At 56.9% G+C, this 18,675-nt stretch carries 15 protein-coding genes; 11 read left to right on the top strand and 4 right to left on the bottom strand.

Translation table 11 applies throughout. The features are described 5' to 3' along the window. The first annotated feature begins 64 nt into the window (after positions 1 to 64). The 3 genes from bioA to DW133_RS04280 all read left to right on the top strand — a co-directional run bounded on the left by bioA (position 65) and on the right by DW133_RS04280 (position 5,413). On the top strand, positions 65 to 2,323 hold the full coding sequence (bioA, locus tag DW133_RS10175) for an adenosylmethionine--8-amino-7-oxononanoate transaminase (protein ID WP_118275396.1): 2,259 nt from the start codon (positions 65 to 67) through the stop codon (positions 2,321 to 2,323). A gap of 318 nt (positions 2,324 to 2,641) precedes the next feature. Beyond that, positions 2,642 to 3,319 carry a dethiobiotin synthase gene (gene bioD / locus DW133_RS04275; protein WP_118275443.1) on the top strand — a complete coding sequence of 226 codons (678 nt, stop codon included), beginning with the start codon at positions 2,642 to 2,644 and terminating at the stop codon, positions 3,317 to 3,319. A gap of 189 nt (positions 3,320 to 3,508) precedes the next feature. Next, positions 3,509 to 5,413: a SurA N-terminal domain-containing protein gene (locus tag DW133_RS04280; protein WP_158571110.1), complete on the top strand. Its 1,905-nt coding sequence runs from the start codon at positions 3,509 to 3,511 to the stop codon at positions 5,411 to 5,413. 225 nt (positions 5,414 to 5,638) lie between these two features. Here the strand turns inward: DW133_RS04280 and DW133_RS04285 are convergent, their stop codons facing one another. After that, positions 5,639 to 6,601, bottom strand: a complete 963-nt coding sequence (locus tag DW133_RS04285) for a DMT family transporter (protein ID WP_233542110.1) — start codon at positions 6,599 to 6,601, stop codon at positions 5,639 to 5,641. 138 nt (positions 6,602 to 6,739) lie between these two features. Between DW133_RS04285 and leuC the strand changes: the two genes are divergently transcribed. The 3 genes from leuC to DW133_RS04300 all read left to right on the top strand — a co-directional run bounded on the left by leuC (position 6,740) and on the right by DW133_RS04300 (position 9,368). Continuing rightward, a complete protein-coding gene (leuC, locus tag DW133_RS04290) occupies positions 6,740 to 8,149 on the top strand; it encodes a 3-isopropylmalate dehydratase large subunit (RefSeq protein WP_118275399.1) in 1,410 nt (469 codons plus the stop codon). 18 nt (positions 8,150 to 8,167) lie between these two features. Then, positions 8,168 to 8,812 (top strand): 3-isopropylmalate dehydratase small subunit, encoded by a 645-nt coding sequence (gene leuD, locus DW133_RS04295; RefSeq protein ID WP_118275400.1) that lies wholly within the window; start codon positions 8,168 to 8,170, stop codon positions 8,810 to 8,812. Between the two features lie 85 nt (positions 8,813 to 8,897). Next, the gene (locus DW133_RS04300; protein ID WP_118275401.1) at positions 8,898 to 9,368 is read left to right on the top strand and encodes a hypothetical protein; all 471 of its coding nucleotides are present in this window, start codon (positions 8,898 to 8,900) and stop codon (positions 9,366 to 9,368) included. A 123-nt stretch (positions 9,369 to 9,491) separates the two neighbouring features. Here the strand turns inward: DW133_RS04300 and DW133_RS04305 are convergent, their stop codons facing one another. The 3 genes from DW133_RS04305 to DW133_RS04315 form a co-directional block, all read right to left on the bottom strand. Then, positions 9,492 to 10,127 (bottom strand): response regulator transcription factor, encoded by a 636-nt coding sequence (locus DW133_RS04305; RefSeq protein WP_199588790.1) that lies wholly within the window; start codon positions 10,125 to 10,127, stop codon positions 9,492 to 9,494. Positions 10,128 to 10,551: 424 nt separating this feature from the next. Then, positions 10,552 to 11,556 (bottom strand): YeiH family protein, encoded by a 1,005-nt coding sequence (locus DW133_RS04310; RefSeq protein ID WP_118275402.1) that lies wholly within the window; start codon positions 11,554 to 11,556, stop codon positions 10,552 to 10,554. Between the two features lie 323 nt (positions 11,557 to 11,879). After that, on the bottom strand, positions 11,880 to 13,631 hold the full coding sequence (locus DW133_RS04315; RefSeq protein ID WP_118275403.1) for a proline--tRNA ligase: 1,752 nt from the start codon (positions 13,629 to 13,631) through the stop codon (positions 11,880 to 11,882). A 203-nt stretch (positions 13,632 to 13,834) separates the two neighbouring features. On the opposite strand from DW133_RS04315, the gene DW133_RS04320 reads away from it, so the two are divergent. From DW133_RS04320 to DW133_RS04340, 5 genes are all read left to right on the top strand, one after another. Next, complete coding sequence (locus tag DW133_RS04320) at positions 13,835 to 15,250, top strand: YihY family inner membrane protein (protein ID WP_118275404.1); 1,416 nt, start codon at positions 13,835 to 13,837, stop codon at positions 15,248 to 15,250. Beyond that, a complete protein-coding gene (gene tsaB / locus DW133_RS04325) occupies positions 15,247 to 15,957 on the top strand; it encodes a tRNA (adenosine(37)-N6)-threonylcarbamoyltransferase complex dimerization subunit type 1 TsaB (RefSeq protein ID WP_158571111.1) in 711 nt (236 codons plus the stop codon). The genes DW133_RS04320 and tsaB overlap by 4 nt, the downstream gene beginning before the upstream one ends. Next, complete coding sequence (rimI, locus tag DW133_RS04330; RefSeq protein WP_147408867.1) at positions 15,954 to 16,421, top strand: ribosomal protein S18-alanine N-acetyltransferase; 468 nt, start codon at positions 15,954 to 15,956, stop codon at positions 16,419 to 16,421. The genes tsaB and rimI overlap by 4 nt, the downstream gene beginning before the upstream one ends. A 63-nt stretch (positions 16,422 to 16,484) precedes the next feature. Then, a complete protein-coding gene (locus tag DW133_RS04335; RefSeq protein ID WP_199588791.1) occupies positions 16,485 to 17,453 on the top strand; it encodes a uracil-DNA glycosylase in 969 nt (322 codons plus the stop codon). Positions 17,454 to 17,481: 28 nt separating this feature from the next. Then, a complete protein-coding gene (locus tag DW133_RS04340) occupies positions 17,482 to 18,663 on the top strand; it encodes a tetratricopeptide repeat protein (protein WP_118275408.1) in 1,182 nt (393 codons plus the stop codon). Positions 18,664 to 18,675 lie beyond the last annotated feature (12 nt).

Raw genomic sequence — 18,675 nt, forward strand, 5'->3', positions numbered from 1 at the left:
GCTTATTTGCAATATATTAGTTTCTGACCGCCACACAAGAGAATTCAAGGATGAGAAGCAGACAATGGAACCGATAGCCGAAAAAAACGCCTGCCTGGACTTTGCCGTCAGATCGCTGGAACGCGTGCCGACTCGGGAGGAGTCTTTGAAACTGAGCGCGTATTCCACGCAGACGCTCGTGGCCGCAGCCAAAGAGGCGACGATCAAGTTCGCAGATCGGGTCTTTAACTTCTGCGGCATCATCAATGCCAAATCAGGCCGTTGTTCGGAAGACTGCGCTTGGTGCTCCCAGTCGCGGCGTTTTGTCACAGGCATTCCCATCTATCCGCTCATCAATGCCGACAAGGCGCTCGAAGCTGCAAAACAAGCACAGGCAAACGGTCTCACGCGGTTTTCGCTTGTGACGAGCGGTCGAAAGCTCTCTGCGCGTGAAGTGCGCGAAACAATCGAACTCGTGCGAGTCATTCGCAAGGAAACGAATCTTCAGATGTGCCTGAGCGCGGGTCTGTTGACTGAGAAGGAACTGCAAAGTCTCTTTGAAGCAGGCGTCGTGCGTTATCACTGCAATCTTGAGTCGAGCGAATCGCATTTCGGAAAGCTCTGCTCGACACATACAACCGCTGACAAAGTTAAAACGCTCATGAACGCACGCGCGGTCGGTATGGACGTCTGCTCGGGCGGCATCATCGGGATGGGGGAGAGCGAAAGCGATCGCATTGATTTGGCACTTCAATTGCGTGCGCTCAACGTGCTTTCGATTCCCGTCAACATTCTCTCGCCCATTGCCGGCACGGCGCTCGAGCATCAGCCGCTCCTGTCCGACGAAGAGATTCTGAGGTCTGTCGCTCTGTTTCGACTGATCAATCCCAAGGCTCAGCTGCGCTTTGCGGGCGGAAGAGCCCGTTTGTCACGAGAAGTTCAGAAGGCGGCACTCGAGTGCGGGATCAACGCCGCCATTGCCGGAGACATGCTGACGACGAAGGGCAGTGCAATCGATGCCGACCGCGAGCTTGTTTCCGAGGTCGGATATCAGACGCAAGATATCAAAACCTTTGACGAAGCGCATTTGTGGCATCCGTATGCGTCGGCCACCTTACCGCCTCCCGTCAATGTCGCTGCGGGTGGTCATGGTGCGCGCATTGTTTTGGAAGACGGCAGAGAGCTCATCGACGGTACTTCGAGTTGGTGGTGCGCGGCCTTCGGATACAACCGTCCTGAAATCGTCGAGGCGATTCAAAAACAGGCAAGCAAACTCACTCACGTCATGTTTGCAGGGTTTACACATCAACCTGCGGTGGAACTGGCCAAACGATTGACTCGTCTGCTGCCTGAGAAGCTCACGAAGATTTTCTATGCGGATTCCGGATCGGTTGCCGTTGAGGTGGCCATGAAGCTTGCCGTGCAGTATCAATTGGCCAAAGGCCGAAAGACGCGCACGAACTTCGCGACGATCCGCAAGGGTTATCACGGCGACACCTGGAACGCGATGGGGGTGTGCGATCCGGTTGCGGGAATGCACGGCTTTTTTTCCGGAGCGCTGCAGAAGCGCATCTTTATTGATGAACCGTCTTCCGTTTTCGGAGGTCAATGGGACCCGGGGGACATTGAGGAACTTGAGCGCGTTTTCGATGCGCAACAGGACGAAATATGCGCCCTGATTCTCGAACCGATCGTTCAGGGGGCAAGCGCTATGCGGTTCTACCACCCGCAGTTCCTGCGTGAAGCGCGCCGCTTGTGCGACAAGTACGACATTCTTTTAATCGCTGACGAAATTGCGACGGGGTTCGGTCGGACCGGCAAGCGATTTGCCTGCGATTGGGCCGAGATCGTACCAGACATCATGACGCTCGGGAAAGCTCTCACGGGCGGCGCGGTGACGTTAAGCGCCGTGTGCACCTCCAATGCGGTGGCCGATACGGTGAGTTGTCATGCTCCGAACGCATTGATGCACGGTCCCACTTTCATGGCCAATCCGATTGCTTGCGCGGCGGCTGTCGCGGCGATGGACGTATACATGTCCGAAGACTGGGAAGCCAAGGTTCGTCGTATTGAATCCGAACTGAAGAAAGGTTTGGAGCCTTTGCGCAAAGTCTCGGGTGTTAAGGATGTGCGCGTGCTCGGAGCCGTCGGTGTGGTGGAAACCGAGCGTGCTGCCGACAACAGAATTCTGGCCGCACAGTTCGTCAAGGAAGGCATTTGGGTGCGTCCCTTCGGAAATATCTTCTACGTGATGCCGCCCTTTGTGATCGAACCCGATGAACTGCAGACATTGATTGTCGGTTTCGTCAAGGTGACGCGCAATTGGGTGGAAGAGAAGATTTAAAGAGCAAATATAAGCTGTTAATCTCGTTCAATGCTCAAAGAAGGTCGTTGAGTTCGGTGTGTTAACTGAAACCAGTCTGAGGCACTGTGGTTACCGAGCGCACAGCGACCTGAATGCAGGTCGAAATCTGCACGGTCTGGGCTATCTGCTGATGACCCAGAGGCCGGACGTAAACAGGCCTAATGCGACATTACGAATGTGATAGTTGCAAAGCCTGCGACTTTAGTCGCGGGTTGTTTAATGAAGAATAATTCTTGTCGTGACAACACCAATAACAGATTAAATGCAACCGTTTATGAGTAATCAACGATGGCACTGATGCAGGACAATGTAGTGAAGCTATCTTCAGGAATTCATTTCGTGAGCGGCATCGATACGGATGCGGGAAAGACCGTCTGCACGGGGTGGCTTGCTCGCGCACTTCTGCGCTGCGGACGTCGTGTGGCCACCATGAAATTGGTGCAGACCGGTTGCGGAGACTACAGTCCGGACATTCGCCTGCACCGGCGTCTGATGGGGGTGACGCTGCCCGAAGACGAGGAAGGGATCACCGCGCCCGAACTTTTCACCTACCCGGCGTCACCTCATCTGGCGGCCAAAATCGATGGCCGACCGATTGATCTTGCGCATCTGATTGACTGCGCGAACAAACTGGCCGAAAGCTACGATGTGGTGCTTGTCGAAGGAGCCGGAGGTTTGGCCGTGCCCCTGACGGATAATTTACTTACGGTTGATTTTGCGTGCGCGCAGAACTGGCCTTTTGTTTTCGTGACTTCGGGGAGGTTAGGCTCCATCAATCACGCCGTGTTGTCTCTTGAGGCGCTGCAGCGACGCGGGGCCGAACTTTCGGCCGTGATCTTCAATCAATGCAACCCGATGCCCGACGCAACGATTGAAGAGGATACGCGGGAATATATGAAGCGGTATTGTTTCAGTCGATTCCCGCAGGCGCTGTGGTTGGAGTGCCCGGTCTTTGCCCCCGACGAGATCGGCTGATATCAGAGTCACGAAAAAAACGTTTTGCAACGCGGCTGATGCGCGAAATTAAGCGAGCCGACAGCTTGCTTTTGTTAGAATGCACGGCTATTGAGTAGAAAAGTGCGCTCAGTGTTTTTCGTGGGCGCACAGCGGCCCTGCGGCTTGATGCGGCAGTCCGCATTTTTGTTTAATCCAAAGGCTAATTTCATGCTTCTTGAGTTGTTCCGCAATCACAAGCGCTGGCTGATGTTCATCGCCATGGTGCTCGTGATTCCCAGCTTTGTGGTCACAGGTATCTATTCCTACAACCGAATGATCAGCGACGACGGCGCCATCGCCAAGGTTGACGACGTTTCGATCCTTCCGCAGCAGTTTGACGAAGCCAAGCGCCAACGTCTGGAAAACCTGCGCGTGCGTCTCGGTGAAGAATTCCGCTCCAATATGCTCGACAGCCAGGAGGCCAAGGTCGCGCTGCTCGAAGCGATCATGAACGAACGCAGTCTCATCGGTGAGACGTCTCTTGAAGACATTCATGTGAGCGAACAGGTCGCCATCGAAATGATCAAGACCTTCCCGCGCTTTCTCACCGACGGTAAATTCGACGCCCAGAAATACACCAACTATCTGGCCGCTTCCGGCATGAGTGATGAATATTTCGTGCACATGATCCGCGGTGAAATCAGCCGCAATCTGCTCACCGAAGGCATCACCCGCACGACGTTGGTGCCCGATACCGCCTCGCGCAGCATCTTCAACCTTCTCACGGAAAAGCGTGAAGCCGCCGTGCACAACCTGAGCGTCGGCGAATACATGGTCAAAGTGAAGGTGTCTGACGAAGACGCCAAGAAGTACTGGACGGACAACCAGAAGCAGTTTGAACGTCCCGATGCCGTCAATGTCGAATACGTTGTGTTCTCTCCGGATCTCTTTAAGAACGTTGAACCCAGCGAAGAAGACATCAAGACCTTCTACGAACAGAACAAGGGCCGCTTCCAGGCTCCGGAAGAACGGCGAGCCTCCCACATCTTGATTGACTTCGGTCAGGGCAAGGACAAGGCTAAGGCCAAGGCCGAAGAAATCTTCAAGCAGGTCAAGGCCGATCCCAAGGCATTTGCCGAAGTGGCCAAGAAGGAATCGGCCGATCCGGGCAGCGCCAAGGAAGGCGGTGATCTGGGCTGGTTCACGAAGGGCATGATGGTGCCGGCGTTTGAAGACGCGGTCTTTAACGCCAAGGAAGGCGACATTGTCGGTCCGGTGGAATCCGAATTCGGTTTCCACATCATTTCGGTCACCGGCGTCAAGGCGACGGCCGCCAAGCCCCTGGCTGACGTTCGTGCCGAAATCGTGAAGCTCTATCAGGATCAGGAAAGCCAGAAGCGCTTTGCCGAAGAAGCCGACAACTTCACCAACATGGTTTACGAACAGAGCGATTCGCTCAAGAGCGTGATCGAAAAGTACAACCTCAAGCCCGTGACGCTCAACAACGTGACGGCTGAAGGCCCGAGCGATGCGGCTCAGAAGAAGTTCCTCAACCAGCACGTCATGGAAAACCTCTTCGGTGAAGAATGTCTGGTTGAAAAGCGCAACACGCAGGCCATCGAAGTTGCTTCCAACACGCTCGTTGCCGCTCGCGTGACGGCTTATCAGCCGGCTCACATCGCCAAGTTTGAAGACGTTCGCGCCGACATTCTTTCGCTTCTGACAACCGAACGCGCTCTTGACGCCGCCGAAAAGGACGGTCAGGCTCTGCTTGCCAAGATCAAGTCCGGTGAAGCTAAGGACGTGAAGTTCGACAAAGCCATGACCGTGTCCCGTTCTCAGCCTCTGGGTTGGGACTTCAACCTGATCAATTCGCTCATGCGTGTTCCCGCCAAGGAACTGCCCGCCTATATCGGCGTGCGCACTCCCACGGGCTACACGCTGGTGCATATCACCAAGTCCGAAACGGTTGAGCCCGACGCCTCCGCTCTGGAAGGCACGCGCAACGAGCTGGCCGGCATGTTCGGTCAGGCTGAAGAAAACGCCTATCTCGACAGCCTGCGCGCCAAGCACAACGCTGTGGTCCTGAGCAAGGATTACCTGCCGGGCGCCGAGGAAAAGAAGGCTGAATAAGCTTTAGCGCTCAAGGTGCCGTTTTCACGGCGGCATCAAAACGAAGAACCGGAAGATCGATAGCTGACCTTCCGGTTTTTTGTGTCCGTAAGCCTGAGGAAAATTATTCGAGAGTCGGTTCCTAGCCACAGAAACGAATAAAGGCGAATTACGACGAAACGTCGGTGGTTTGGGCCAAAGGCAACCGCAGGTTTCAGAATGTCAATCGGAGGATACGGTTTTCTGTCAGTGGCTCATGCGTCCTTCAAACAGTCGTTTGAAAAACGATCTCGGAAGCTGAGCCAGAATGACGGCACTCAGCATCAGGCTGCAGCCTAAAAGTTCGCGGGAATTCATGGATTGCGACAGAATCAGCCAGCCGGCGATGACGCTCACAACGCTTTCAAGACTCAGGATCAGAGAAGCCACGGTCGGATTGACGCCGCGCTGGCCGATGATCTGAAGCGTGTAGGCGATGCCGTTGCTGCAGATACCTGCGTAGAGGAAGGCGGGAGCGGCTGCCTTCATGGCTTCGAGCGTGGGCGGTTCGAAGATCATCATCAGGATGAAGCCCAAGATGCTCCCCACAAAGAACTGAATGCAGCTCATGCGCACGCCGTCGACGTGGTCTGTGTAGTGGTCGATTACGAGGATGTGTGCGGTGTAACTAAACGCACAAGCCAGCACCAAGCCGTCGCCGAGGCTCAGGGAAAATTCTCCGGGAGGCATGCAGAGATAATAGAGCCCAAGGCACGAAAGCACGACCGCAATCCACACCAGAAAGCCCGTCTTGCGACCGATGAACATGCCGACGACCGGAACGATCACGATATACAGGCACGTCAAAAATCCCGCTTTGCCCACCGTGGTGTAGAGAAGTCCGAACTGCTGCAGCGATTCGGAAACAAAAAGCACGATGCCGCAGAGAATGCCGCCTGTCCAAACCTTGGGATTTCTCCAAGGGTTGGATTTTTCGCCTGTTGTCTCATCGATCTTCTTGCGTGTGATCCGATCCAAAATGGGCAGCACCGCCAGCAGAAACAGTCCGCCGATGATGGAGCGCGCAAACGTAAAGGCAAACGGTCCGATGTGATTCATGCCGAGGGCCTGCGCGACGAAGGCGGAGCCCCAGATGACGGCGCACAAGAAAAGAATGAAACTGTTGCGGACTTGAAGCGGCATGACGATGAAAGACAAAACTGCAGACAAGAAACGTCGGCATTCTAAACGAGCGCACCTTGTTTTCAGAACCGTCCGAAAAGCCGAAGAGTGCCGTTTTGAGGCGTAGAATCAAAGCATTGCTGAATTCCTATTGTTGAGAAAACAATTTATAACAAGGAGGCGAATATGGCGATAGCAAGAACGCTATACGAGAAGATTGTGGAGAGCCACACGGTCAAGCGTATTGACGGGGAAACGGTGCTTCTTTACGTGGACGCTCACTTTGCCAACGAATACACGAGTCCGCAGGCTTTCAGCGGTGTGCGCGAGCGCGGCTGCGGCGTTTTTGCTCCCGACTCGCACCTGTGCGTGGTCGACCACATCATTCCGTCGGCCGATACCAATCCGCGAGTGATTCATGATGAGGCGAGCGCGCTTCAGGCGTCCAATCTCGCCAAAAACTGCCGCGATTTCGGCATTGATGCGTTTTATGGTCCCAACGATGCAGCTCAAGGCATCGAACATGTCCTGATGGACGAGCAGGGGCTCGTGCGACCTGGTATGGTCGTGATCTGCGGCGACAGTCACACGACGACGCACGGTGCGCTGGGAGCTCTGGCCTTTGGCATCGGTACCTCCGAAATCGAGCATATTCTTGCTACGCAAACGCTTGTCTATCGTTTGGCCAAGCCCATGCTGATCCGTATCGACGGAAAATTAAAGCCGGGATCAACCGCCAAGGATCTGGCCCTTTATGTCCTGAGAACAATCACCGCCCGCGGTGCGCTCGGTTGCGTCGTCGAATACCAAGGCTCGGGCGTCGAGGCATTGAGCGTTGAAGAACGCATGACGCTTTGCAATCTCACGGTGGAAGCCGGAGCGCGCGGGGCGATTATTGCCCCGGACGAAAAGACGCGCGAGTGGGTGCGTACGCACTGGCTCGACTTTGATCAGAATGAGTTTGAAGCGGCTTCGCGCTACTGGAAGACGCTTGCTTCCGACCCCGAGGCGGTCTTTTCCAAGACCGTTGTGATCAATGCGGGAGACGTCAAGCCCATGGTGACCTGGGGTACGAGCCCCGATCAGTGTGTCGCGTTCGATGAGCCTGTTCCGGCAGCGGACTCTTTCGAGGATCCCGTACAGCGTGCGGCGGCCGTCCGCGCCCTGGAGTATCAGGGCATTGAAGCGGGAACGCTCATGACACAACTTGCCGTGCAGCACGTCTTCATCGGGTCGTGCACCAACGCCCGGATTTCAGACCTGAGAGCTGCCGCTGCCGTGGTAAAGGGACGCAAGGTGGCGCCGGGGGTTCGCGCTCAGGTGGTGCCGGGCAGCATGCGCGTGAGAAAGCAGGCCGAGGACGAAGGCTTGGCCGAGATCTTCAAGGAAGCAGGATTTGAATGGCGCAAGAGCGGCTGCTCGCTGTGTTTGGCCATGAACGATGACATTTTGCAGTCGGGCGTGCGCTGTGCATCGACCACGAACCGAAATTTCGAGGGGCGCCAGGGAAGAGGTGCGCGCACGCATCTGGTGAGTCCGGCCGCTGCTGCCGCAGCTGCGATTACGGGCAAACTGACCGATCCCGCAATGCTGTAATACGAAAGGAGCTCAGAAATGGACAAATTTACGTCGCTCACGACCGGTGCCGTTGCCTTGGAAGCCGACAATATCGATACTGATCAGATTATGCCCAAGCAGTTCCTGCGCGGAATCGACAAGGGGCTCTTCTACAACCTCAAGCACAAGGCGGACGGCTCGTTGGATCCGAAGTGCGTGCTCAATTCCCCTGCTGCGGCTAAAGCCGCCGTACTCCTGGCCGGCCCTAACTTCGGATGCGGTTCAAGCCGCGAACACGCCGTCTGGGGACTTTTGCAAGGTGGTTTCCGAGTGGTTGTGGCGCCGAGCTTCGGAGAGATCTTCTACAGCAATTGTTTCAACAACGGCCTTTTGGCGTGTAAAGTTTCGGTCGACGATTTGGAAAAGCTTTTTGATGTCCTGCGCAAGGATCCTCAAGCTGTTTTTACTGTTGATCTCGCCGCACGGACGGTTTGTACCGGCGACATTGTTGTCAGCTTTGCGATTGCACCGCGTCACAGCCGCATGCTCGAGCTGGGCCTTGACATGGTCGATACGACGCTCTCCGAAATCAATGAGGTCAAGCAATTCCGTGAGCGCCATGAACGGGAGTTTCCGTGGATGAGCGGATTGCCCGGCAAGGCCAAGCGCGTGTTGGTGGCAAGAGGAGAGTCGTTGCCTTAATTCCGAAGTCGGGGAGGGGGCGAACGGTACCGATTACAATGGATCTATCTGTGTTGACGCTCCCTATTCCGGAGGACGAACGCAAATGAGAAAGCTAATTGTCATTTTGAGCTTCGCAACCCTGTTGACAGGTTGCGAAACAATGCCTCAGTCTCAATCTCAATCGCTTGCCGTGCCCTATGACCCGGAGGTGACTACCGTAACTTCAAACACGGATTCGGAAGCCTTGATGAAGCGGCGGATTGCCGAACTTGAGGCTCAGCTTGCCGAAGCAAAAAAAGTATCAATGCAGGAGCGTGAGGCAGAAGCACCTGAAGTTGGGTACTACAAAGTGTTCCAGACTCTGGACGATGGGGCACTTGCAGAAAGCTGTGACAGACCGGATGCTTTGGTTTGTTTGGGAAAAATCGTATTCATTCCCAAATCTGTGGACGGAATGTTGTACGACGACAAGATGGTCCGGATTAACAACCCGCAAGTCATTGATGTTCTGAAGTACGAAAATCGAATGGGCGTTCAAAAGACCGTCCCCGTTGTTGTCGAGAAGAAAAAATGACAGGGAACCGATAGCTTTTCATGGCTTATTGCTACACAGACAAAAACAGCGCGAAATTCGCGCTGTTTTTGTCTGAAAAGTGAACCGCAATCAGTTAGCTGCAGGCTCCTGTGGAGAAATTCATCAGAGCGGGTCGCCCGAACGCAACAACAGACGTGCGATTTCGGCGGCGTTGTGCAGATCGAGCTTGCGATAGGCCGAACCGCGATGCACCTGAACCGTCTTTTCGCTGATGCCGAGATTTTCGGCAACCTGCTTATTGCTCATGCCGTGGGCGACCATGCGGATCACTTCGCGTTCGCGCTGCGTGAGCTGCATCAGACGGCTGCGGAAGGAGGAGAGTTCCATTTCCGTGCGGCGGTGGTTGAGGTTGTTCATCACAGCGCTGCCGATGGCGGTCAGAAGACGCTGATCGTCGACGGGCTTTTGCAGGAAGTCAACGGCGCCGAGCTTTAACGTGCGCACGGCCATATCAATGTCGCCGTGGCCGGAAATGAAGATGATCGGCAGATCAATGCCGAGTTCACGCATCTTGTCCTGGAGTTCCAGGCCGCTCATGCGGGGCATGCGAACGTCGAGAACGAGGCAGCCGGGACGCTGGAAGTCGCCGGAGCTGATGAAGTCCAGGGCATCGGAATAGACTGCCACATCCCAGCCTTCACCCTCGATCAGAAAGGCCCATGAACGACGCATTGCGTCATCGTCGTCAATCACGCGCACCAGCGGCTTCAGCGACTCCACTTTGATTTCTCCGGTCATATAACCCTGTCTGTCGGCAGGGTTGACAATATTACACGCAGTGTCGAAACATTGGTTCAGACACCTACCCACTCTGCCGCGCATTTTAGCAACAGGCAAAGCTTCCGTTATAAAAATTCAGAAACTGGAGAGAACGCCGAGTTTCTGAAGTGCTTGACATGCCTTAATTGCATCCGGATTACTCAATCGCCGGTATAACAAGCTTTCCTTCAGTGTTGTCAAAGATATTTGTGCCAATTTTGAGCAACGCGCCACCGACGGTTCCGGTAGGCCTGCCTCGGCACAATCGTTCAGGAAAACTTCATCTGGAAAATCGGTCCTCGGTGCATGGGATCTAAACAACGCCTCTTCAGAGGGGAGTTGTTTAGACTCATAAGCTCATGGAAACAACAAAAAGGCGCCTCAGTGGGCGCCTTCAGGATGGTCAGGCCAAAAGCAGGATGCCTGCGAGAACCCAGACGAAGAGAAAGACGGTGTTTGCAGTCATCAGAATGATCGGCGCCCAGCCTACGGCCTTGAGCTTGCCGAGGCTCGTCTTGATGCCGAGCGCGCCCATTGCTACGAGAATGAGAAGCTGCGAGGCCTGAGCAAGCGTGTCGCTTACCGACGTCGGGATGACTCCGGCAACATTGAGTGCGGCGAGCACCACGAAGCCGATCAGAAAGAGGGGAATTTGCGCAAAGGGATTGACGGTCTTGGGGCCGTTGGGTTCTCCGTGTTCACCCTTGGCGGCAAACAACGCCGTAAAGACGAACATCATCGGAATGAGCATCGCCACGCGCAGCATCTTGGTCATGGTTGCGGTCTGAAGCGCGTCGTTGCCGAGCATTGCGCCCGCGCCCACCACCTGGGCTACGTCGTGGATGGTGCCGCCCAGAAGCAATCCGGCGCGAGACGATTCAAACCCGAGAAGTTCGCAGAGGATCGGGTAGAGGATCATCGAAATCGTGGACAAGGCCGTCACGGTTACGATGATGGCCAAAAGAGCCTGCTCTCTTAATGCCTTTTTGTCGATCACGAGCGCTAAGGCGGCTGCGGCACTGGCGCCGCAAATGGCAACCGAGGCGCCGGCCAGAGCACCTTCCGCACGCGGCCATCTGATCCAGCGGTTCAAAAGCATGGAAAAAGCCACGGTTGCAAAGACACCCGTGATGAGGACGGTGATGGAGCCCAGGGAGAGCTGCGCGAGTTCTTCGGCGGTGATGCGTGCGCCGAGAAGTCCCACGCCGATGCGAAGGAAATTCTTGGCGCACAGTTCAATGCCCGCCACGGCGCGATCATCCTCGAAGATGAAATGAAACGCCATGCCGAGAAGCAGGGCGTAGAGAACTGTCGGGCCGCCGTACGTGTTGGAGACAAACAGTGCGGCGGCGCCGATCACGACGGAAGATAGTACGCCGCGCCAGCGGCACTCAATCCAAGATTTCATAGGAACCGGGATCCTTGTCGGACCGAAGGAGAGAGAAACAGAAAGACGTAGATGCGCCGGAAGAAAGAGTGCCGCCGACAGGAAGAATCTTACGGATCAAGATTCCGGAAAGGCGAAAAAATCGTTAAAAATGAATGGTTTATTGACAGGATCGGAAAGGGGCTTCCCATGGCCCCGGGTTTGATCTGACTGAGAATGTAAGGATAAAACCGTTAATTTGATATTTGTCAAATCTGCGCCGGCAGCCAGACACAAAAACGCCGCTTTGCAGAGAAAGGCAAAACGGCGTTGATGTCGGCCCGGTGCGAAAAGACCGGAAGCGTTTACGCCCGCACGATACGGGAATTGACGATTGCGGCGGCTTCGCCCACCGGCAGCATTTCCTTCTTGTCGAGGCTGCGGCGGCAGACGTATTCGACTTCACCGGTCTTCAAGCCGCGGTCGCCGATCACGATGCGGTGCGGCACGCCGATGAGTTCCCAGTCGGCAAACATGGGGCCAGCGCGCATATCGCGGTCGTCGAGTATGACGTCGGCGCCCAGGTCCTTCAATTCGGCGTAGAGCTTGTCGGCGGCTTCGCGCACGGCTTCGCTCTTGGCGTAGTTCATCGGGCAGATGACGACTTCAAACGGAGCGATCTGATCCGGCCAGATGATGCCCTTGTCATCGTGGCACTGTTCGATGGCAGCGCCCGCAACACGGGACACGCCGATGCCGTAGCAGCCCATTTCGAGAACCTGAGGCTTGCCGTTTTCATCAAGATAGGTTGCCTTCATGGCTTCGGAGTACTTCGTGCCGAGATAGAACACGTGACCGACTTCGATGCCGCGCTGCAGACGGATCTGCCCCTTGCCGTCCGGGCTCCTGTCGCCTTCAACGACGTTGCGCAGGTCGGCAACCTTGGGTTCGGGAAGGTCGCGCCCGAAGTTGGCGCCCGTGTAGTGAAAGCCCGTTTCGTTGGCGCCGCAGCAGAAGTCGCTCATGTTGGCGACGGTGCGATCGGCGTACACCACGACGTCTTCGGAAATGCCGATGGGGCCCAGAGAACCCGGATCGGCGCCGTTAAAGTGGGTGAGGATTTCTTCTTCGGTGGCAAAGCGCAGAGCGCCCTTCATTTCGGGCAGTTTGCCGGCCTTGACTTCGTTGAGCTCGTGATCGGCTCGCAGCAGCACGAGCACAATCTTGGCGGGCAACGGATTGCCGTTTTCATCTTCTTCGTCGTGCGCAAGAACGATGCTCTTGACGCAGTCGGTGAGTGCAATGCCGAGGAAAGGCGCGACGTCTTCGCACTTTTCCTTGCCCGGGGTGGCGTGCTTGACGAGTTCCTGAGCGGGAGCCTTGCGTTCGTCAATGAGCGAGAAGGCTTCGGCCAGTTCAATGTTGGCCGCGTAGTCTGAATCGGGGCAGTAGGCGATCACGTCTTCGCCCACGTCGGCGATCACCTGGAATTCCTGAGAACGCGAGCCGCCGATGGCGCCGCTGTCGGCACGAACGGCGCGGAACACGAGGCCCAGACGCGTGAAGATGCGCATGTAGGCGTCGAACATCACTTCATAGGACTTGCCGGCTTCTTCGGCGTTGCGATCGAAGCTGTAGGCGTCCTTCATCATGAATTCGCGGGCGCGCATCACGCCGAAGCGCGGACGGCGTTCGTCGCGGAACTTCGTGCGAATTTGATAGAAGTTGACGGGAAGCTGACGCCAGCTCGTGATTTCCTGACGTGCCAGATCGGTGATGACTTCTTCGCTCGTGGGCTGAATCACGAAGTCGCGCTGATGACGGTCCTTAAAGCGCAGAAGTTCGGGGCCGTACTTGGCCCAGCGGCCGGATTCCTGCCAGAGTTCGGCGGGCTGAACGATCGGCATGGAAAGTTCGATGGCGCCCGCGCGGTCCATTTCCTCGCGGATGATGGCGGAAATCTTGCGCATGACGCGCATGCCCATCGGCATGAACGTGAACACACCTGCTGCAAGCTTTTTGATGAGGCCGGCACGGGCCGAGTAGATCTGGCTGGGAATTTCGGCGTCGGCCGGAGCTTCCTTGAGCGTCTTGATGAAAAATTGACTGGCGCGCATGAATGTCGAATTGCAAAATGAGACTTCGGAAAGTTTGTCTCGTGTCAAAATGAAGCGTGTTATTTTACTGCGCTCTGTCCTCGCTTGAAAAGGCGGCTGCCGAAGCGTTTGATTGAGGCGGCGGCCGGTTGTGCATTTGCTGGTTTTCGTCTCTTTGCCGGCAGCCTGCGATAATTAGCGGATAGTCGGCTATTTGTCTATTCATGAACGATTCCTCCAATACTCAAGGGCGACCGGCGTCCAAGGACACCGCATCACGGCGTCTCGGGCTTCGTCATCGGTTGACGCTGCGCGAAAAACTGCGCAAAAAGGGGCTCATTTCGAGCATACGCACGCTGCTGCGCTTTGCTGCCGATCGCGCCAGCGAAAACGACCTCACGGAAGTCACTTCCACGATGGCTCTGGCCACTTTGACGGCCATCGTGCCGGTGCTTGCCCTGTCGCTTGCGGCTTTCTCCGCTTTCCCCGGATTTGCCAACGCCCGCCAGGCTCTCGAAGACCTGATCGTGATGAGTCTGCTGCCCGAGCAGTACAGCGAACAGCTGCTGGGCTACATCAGTCAGTTCACGTCACACGCTGCGGGACTCACAACCTTCGGTTTGCTCGGCTTGGCCGTAACGGCTTTTCTTCTGATCGACAAGCTTTTCGTGACGCTCAACCGCATTTTCAAGGTGACGGCGCCGCGTCCGTGGTTTCAAAGGGTGCTCATCTATTGGGCCCTGATGACCGTCGGACCTCTGGCGGTGGCCGTGAGCCTCACCATGACCGGCCACTACGCGGCGATGGCTTTGGAAGGGGTTGATCCCGGTCTTTCAAAGACGCTCTACAACGTCGGACAGGTGATTCTGCAGGCTTTGGGCTTTGCCGTGATCTACAAGTTCGTGCCGTCGTGTCGGGTGCATTTCAGTCACGCGCTCGTGGGCGGCGCTGTGGTAAGCGTCTGCGGCTTGGTCGTCAAGCAGCTTTTCGGCATGTGGGTGACGGCCGGAACGCTCACCAACATCTACGGCGCCTTCGTGGCGATCCCCGTGTTCGTGCTCTGGGTGTACGTGGCCTGGTACCTCTTTTTTGCAGGCGCCGCGATTGCCGCGACAATTCCGAAACTCACCGCGGGGCGCTTCCTTGACTACTATCGTCCGGGCAATGATTTTTTGACGGCCTTGGCCATGCTGCGCGAACTCGTGCATCTGCGTCTGCGCCACAAGCGTCCGATTCTCGACGTCGAGGAATTGTGCGACGCGGCCGATACCTATCCGGAAGCGGCCGAGCGCATTCTCTCGCGCCTGGCCGATGCCGGTTACGTCGCACCCGTCACGACGGAGGCGGGCGGGCGCACACAGGAGTGGGTGCTCGTGGCCGACAGTCAGAAGACAACCCTTTTGCGCGCCTTCGAATTTTTTGCCGTAAGCGGCGGTAATTCACTCGTTTCGAGTAAGATGCAGCGCTTGGCCGGCAAAGAAGGCGCCGGCGGAATTTTGGCCGATTGGTGGAAGCAATTTTCTACAACCGAAGCTTTGAACCGTCCGATGGCGCAGCTATTTGCGCTCAACGACGCCGAGCAGGACTTCTCTTCGGAAGAAGCCATCGAAAACAACTCAAGCACAACACAAAAGCCGTGACTCGAATTCTTGCTGTTGAAACGAGCGGCGACTACGCGAGCGCCGCCTTGCTGGCCGACGGCGAAGTCGTCTGCAACATTTTTAAGGAAAAAAATCGCCATACCGAAAGCCTGATCTCGCTTGCCGACGAAGTGCTTTGCGGCAAAAACCTCAAGGTGGCCGACATGGACGCCGTGGCGTTCGGAGCGGGCCCAGGAGCGTTTACGGGGCTGCGCGTGGCCTGCGGGGTGGCGCAGGGCTTGGCCTGGGCGATCGGCAAGCCCACGGTGCAGGTGGGCAATCTTGCCGCCGCCGCGTATGCCCTGTTTGAGTCGCACCCCGAAGTCAAGCGGGTCTGCGTTGTGAACGATGCGCGCATGCACGAGTGCTATACGGCAAGCTTTGAACGAGATCCCGAAGGCGGCATGCCCGATGAAGTGCGTGCCCCTGAACTTGTCAAACCTGAAGACGTCGTGCAGATCCTGAGGCAAGACAACGTGCAGGCGGTTATCGGCACGGCTCTTGCTGCGTACGCCGAGGAAATCCTTGTTCCGGAAGGCGTCGTCGCGATCGAAACCGAACAGGTGAGCGCCGGGCAAATCGTGGAATTGGCCGCCGTGATGATGAAGGCGGGGCTGGTGACCGATCCGCATCTTGCCGCACCGCTTTACGTGCGCAATCGCGTGGCTCTCACCATTGAACAGCGCCGAGCAGGAGAAAAGCTTTGAGCGAGGTTGCGTTTCGCGCGATGACGCCCGCAGATCTCGAGGCGGTGGCCGACCTCACGCACCGAGCCGATCCCTTCGGCTGGACGCTGAGAAACTTTTCCGACGCACACGCCTCGGGAAATACGCTCACGGTTTTGACCGTAGACGGGGTGACGTCGGGCATTGCCGCCGTGATGCACGTGCTCGACGAGTCGGAACTTCTGGAAATTGCGGTGCAGCCTGCCATGCAGGGAAGAGGCTACGGCAAGGCGCTGTTGGCGCAGGCCATTGCGCTGGCTCGCCGCAACGGCGCCGTGCGTATGTTTCTCGAAGTTCGGGAGAGCAACGCGCGTGCGCGTAAAATGTACACTTCGTTCGGATTTGAGGAAACCGGACGCCGCAAGAACTACTATCCGACCGAAAACGGGCGGGAGGATGCGATTCTGATGACGGCGCAGTTTTCCCGGTCCGTGCCCCACGATTAAGAAGATTGAGAAAGTAACGCATCAATGGCGCTAACGCGGGAACAAAGTCAAATTTGGCAGGCAATGAATGTCGGCGTGCAGTGGGTGCTGCGCGACGGCATTGATCCGCTTGCGCCGGAACCCAAGCCTGCAGCTTCTGCCGCGCCGGCAGAGGTTAAGCCTTCGGCCGTCTCGCCTTCGGCTACGATCCCCGCAGATTCCGCACCGGCCGCTCCCGCGATGGTGCGCCGCGGTCCGATGGCCACGCGCCTGCGTCGACAGCAGGCCGCCGCCGGCATCCAATCGGCTCCCGCCGCAACGACTGCGAATCCCGCAACTTCTGCGGCTGTCGCTCAAACTCTCAAGCCTGCCGCAGCTGCATCGATTGCGACGCGCCCCGCACTGCGTCCCGTTGCGCCGCCCCGGCCGCAGTCCGCTGCTGCCTCTCAGGTGCAGGCCGACGCTCAGCTCGTTGCCGAACTTCGCACCGCACGCTGGGAAGACATCAAGGGAATTGCCGATCGGTGCCGTGTCTGCCCGATGGCGGCTGAGCGCACCAACACCGTGGTGGCCGACGGTGCACCGGGCTGCCCCATCGTGATGGTGGGCGAAGCGCCGGGTCGCGAAGAAGACCTTTCGGGCATTCCTTTTGTCGGCAACAGCGGCAAGCTTTTAACTGAAATTCTCAAGGCGTGTTCTCTCGAGCGCGGCAAGGACGTTGCCATCTGCAACGTTCTCAAGTGCCGTCCTCCCGGAAACCGCGACCCCAAGCCCGATGAAGTGGCCGCTTGCGCGGCCTTCCTCGATCGACAGTTGGACCTCCTGCAGCCCAAGCTTTTGATTCTGATGGGCAAGCACGCGGTCTGGCGGCTTTTGGGCGAGGCAAAGCCGATTTCGCAGATGCGAGGTCACCTTTATGAGGTGCAAATTGCGGGCCGTAAGGTGCCCGCGGTGGTTACCTATCATCCGTCCTATCTGCTGCGCAACCCCGTTGCCAAGGAACTCGGCTGGCACGACATCCTTTTTGCCAAGAAAAACGTGCCGCAGGATTGAACTGATTTTTGACTGACTAGTGAAGCAAATGGAATTCGAACTCTGGTATCTGATTGCGGTCCCGATTCTTTTTGCCGCCGGCTGGTGGCTGCGCGGGGTGGATTTCAAACAGCACAAGAAGGCGACGGAAGGCATTGACGAGCACTACGCCAAGGGTCTGTCGCTTTTGCTGAGCGACGATCCCGTGAAGGCCGACAAGGCGATTGATCTTTTCATCGAGGTCGTGCGCCTGGATCCTGAGACGATTGAGCTGCACCATGCCCTCGGCAACCTCTTTCGCCGTCGCGGACAGTTTGATCGCGCCATTCGTCTGCACAGCTTCCTCGTCAACCGCGCCGAGCTGCCCGAAAAGGAACGTGCTCTGGCGATGGCCGAGCTTGCGCTCGATTATCTGAAGTCCGGCATGTACGACCGCGCGGAATCGGCATACGAACAGCTTGCCGGCTTCAAGGGGCGCGAAGTCGAGGCGCTTGAGGCTTTAATGCACATCTACTGCACCGAACGCGAATGGAAGAAGGCCGTGGAGACGGCCGAGCGCCTGCAAAAGAGCGGCAAGGATCTGCATGTCGAAATCAGTCATTACTACTGCGAACTTGCCAACCTCGCGCGCTGCACCAAGGATGCGGCTCGCGCGTCCGAATTCGTGACGAGTGCTCTGAAGGCCAATCCCGACAATCCGCGTGCGCTTTCCTTGGCCGCCGATCTCGCGCTTGATGCGGGCAAGCCGCAGGACGCGCTTGCCGCCTGGGGTCAAATTGAAAAGGCCAAGCCCGCCTATGCGCCCCTCATTGCCGCCAAGAAGGCCGACGTCATGGCCGAAACCGACAAGGCTGCCGCCATGAAGTATCTCAAGGACGTGTTTGCGCAGTCTGGATCAGTGGATGTGCTGACTGCCGCCGTCGCTCGCATGTCCGTGTGGGCCGATGCGCCTACGGCGGCTGCATTTGCCGGTGAAGCCCTCAAGAACCGTCCGTCGCTGTCGGCCTTCTCGGTTCTGTGCAACTTGCGCGCCAAGGCCGATCCCGATGATGAACAGGCAAAACTTCTGGCGGAGGTTACCACCAAGCAGAGCAAGCACTTTGCGCGTTATCAGTGCACGCATTGCGGCTTTTTGGCGCACACTTTCGCCTGGCAGTGCCCGGGGTGCGAACGTTGGGACAGCTTCCCGCCGCTGCGCGTGGACGAAGCCAAGAAGGCTTCCTACCATTAAGAGTCAAAATTG

Source organism: Sutterella sp. AM11-39 (assembly GCF_003472385.1).
Lineage (GTDB): Bacteria > Pseudomonadota > Gammaproteobacteria > Burkholderiales > Burkholderiaceae_F > Duodenibacillus > Duodenibacillus intestinigallinarum.

Bases quoted from the DNA above. Each gene is read 5' to 3' on its own strand.
- DW133_RS04310 (WP_118275402.1), bottom strand. From the start codon at position 11,556: ATGAAATCTTGGATTGAGTGCCGCTGGCGCGGCGTACTATCTTCCGTC.
- DW133_RS04305 (WP_199588790.1), bottom strand. From the start codon at position 10,127: ATGACCGGAGAAATCAAAGTGGAGTCGCTGAAGCCGCTGGTGCGCGTG.
- DW133_RS04280 (WP_158571110.1), top strand. From the start codon at position 3,509: ATGCTTCTTGAGTTGTTCCGCAATCACAAGCGCTGGCTGATGTTCATC.
- DW133_RS04340 (WP_118275408.1), top strand. From the start codon at position 17,482: ATGGAATTCGAACTCTGGTATCTGATTGCGGTCCCGATTCTTTTTGCC.
- DW133_RS04320 (WP_118275404.1), top strand. From the start codon at position 13,835: ATGAACGATTCCTCCAATACTCAAGGGCGACCGGCGTCCAAGGACACC.
- bioD (WP_118275443.1), top strand. From the start codon at position 2,642: ATGCAGGACAATGTAGTGAAGCTATCTTCAGGAATTCATTTCGTGAGC.
- leuC (WP_118275399.1), top strand. From the start codon at position 6,740: ATGGCGATAGCAAGAACGCTATACGAGAAGATTGTGGAGAGCCACACG.
- DW133_RS04300 (WP_118275401.1), top strand. From the start codon at position 8,898: ATGAGAAAGCTAATTGTCATTTTGAGCTTCGCAACCCTGTTGACAGGT.
- leuD (WP_118275400.1), top strand. From the start codon at position 8,168: ATGGACAAATTTACGTCGCTCACGACCGGTGCCGTTGCCTTGGAAGCC.
- bioA (WP_118275396.1), top strand. From the start codon at position 65: ATGGAACCGATAGCCGAAAAAAACGCCTGCCTGGACTTTGCCGTCAGA.
- DW133_RS04315 (WP_118275403.1), bottom strand. From the start codon at position 13,631: ATGCGCGCCAGTCAATTTTTCATCAAGACGCTCAAGGAAGCTCCGGCC.
- DW133_RS04335 (WP_199588791.1), top strand. From the start codon at position 16,485: ATGAATGTCGGCGTGCAGTGGGTGCTGCGCGACGGCATTGATCCGCTT.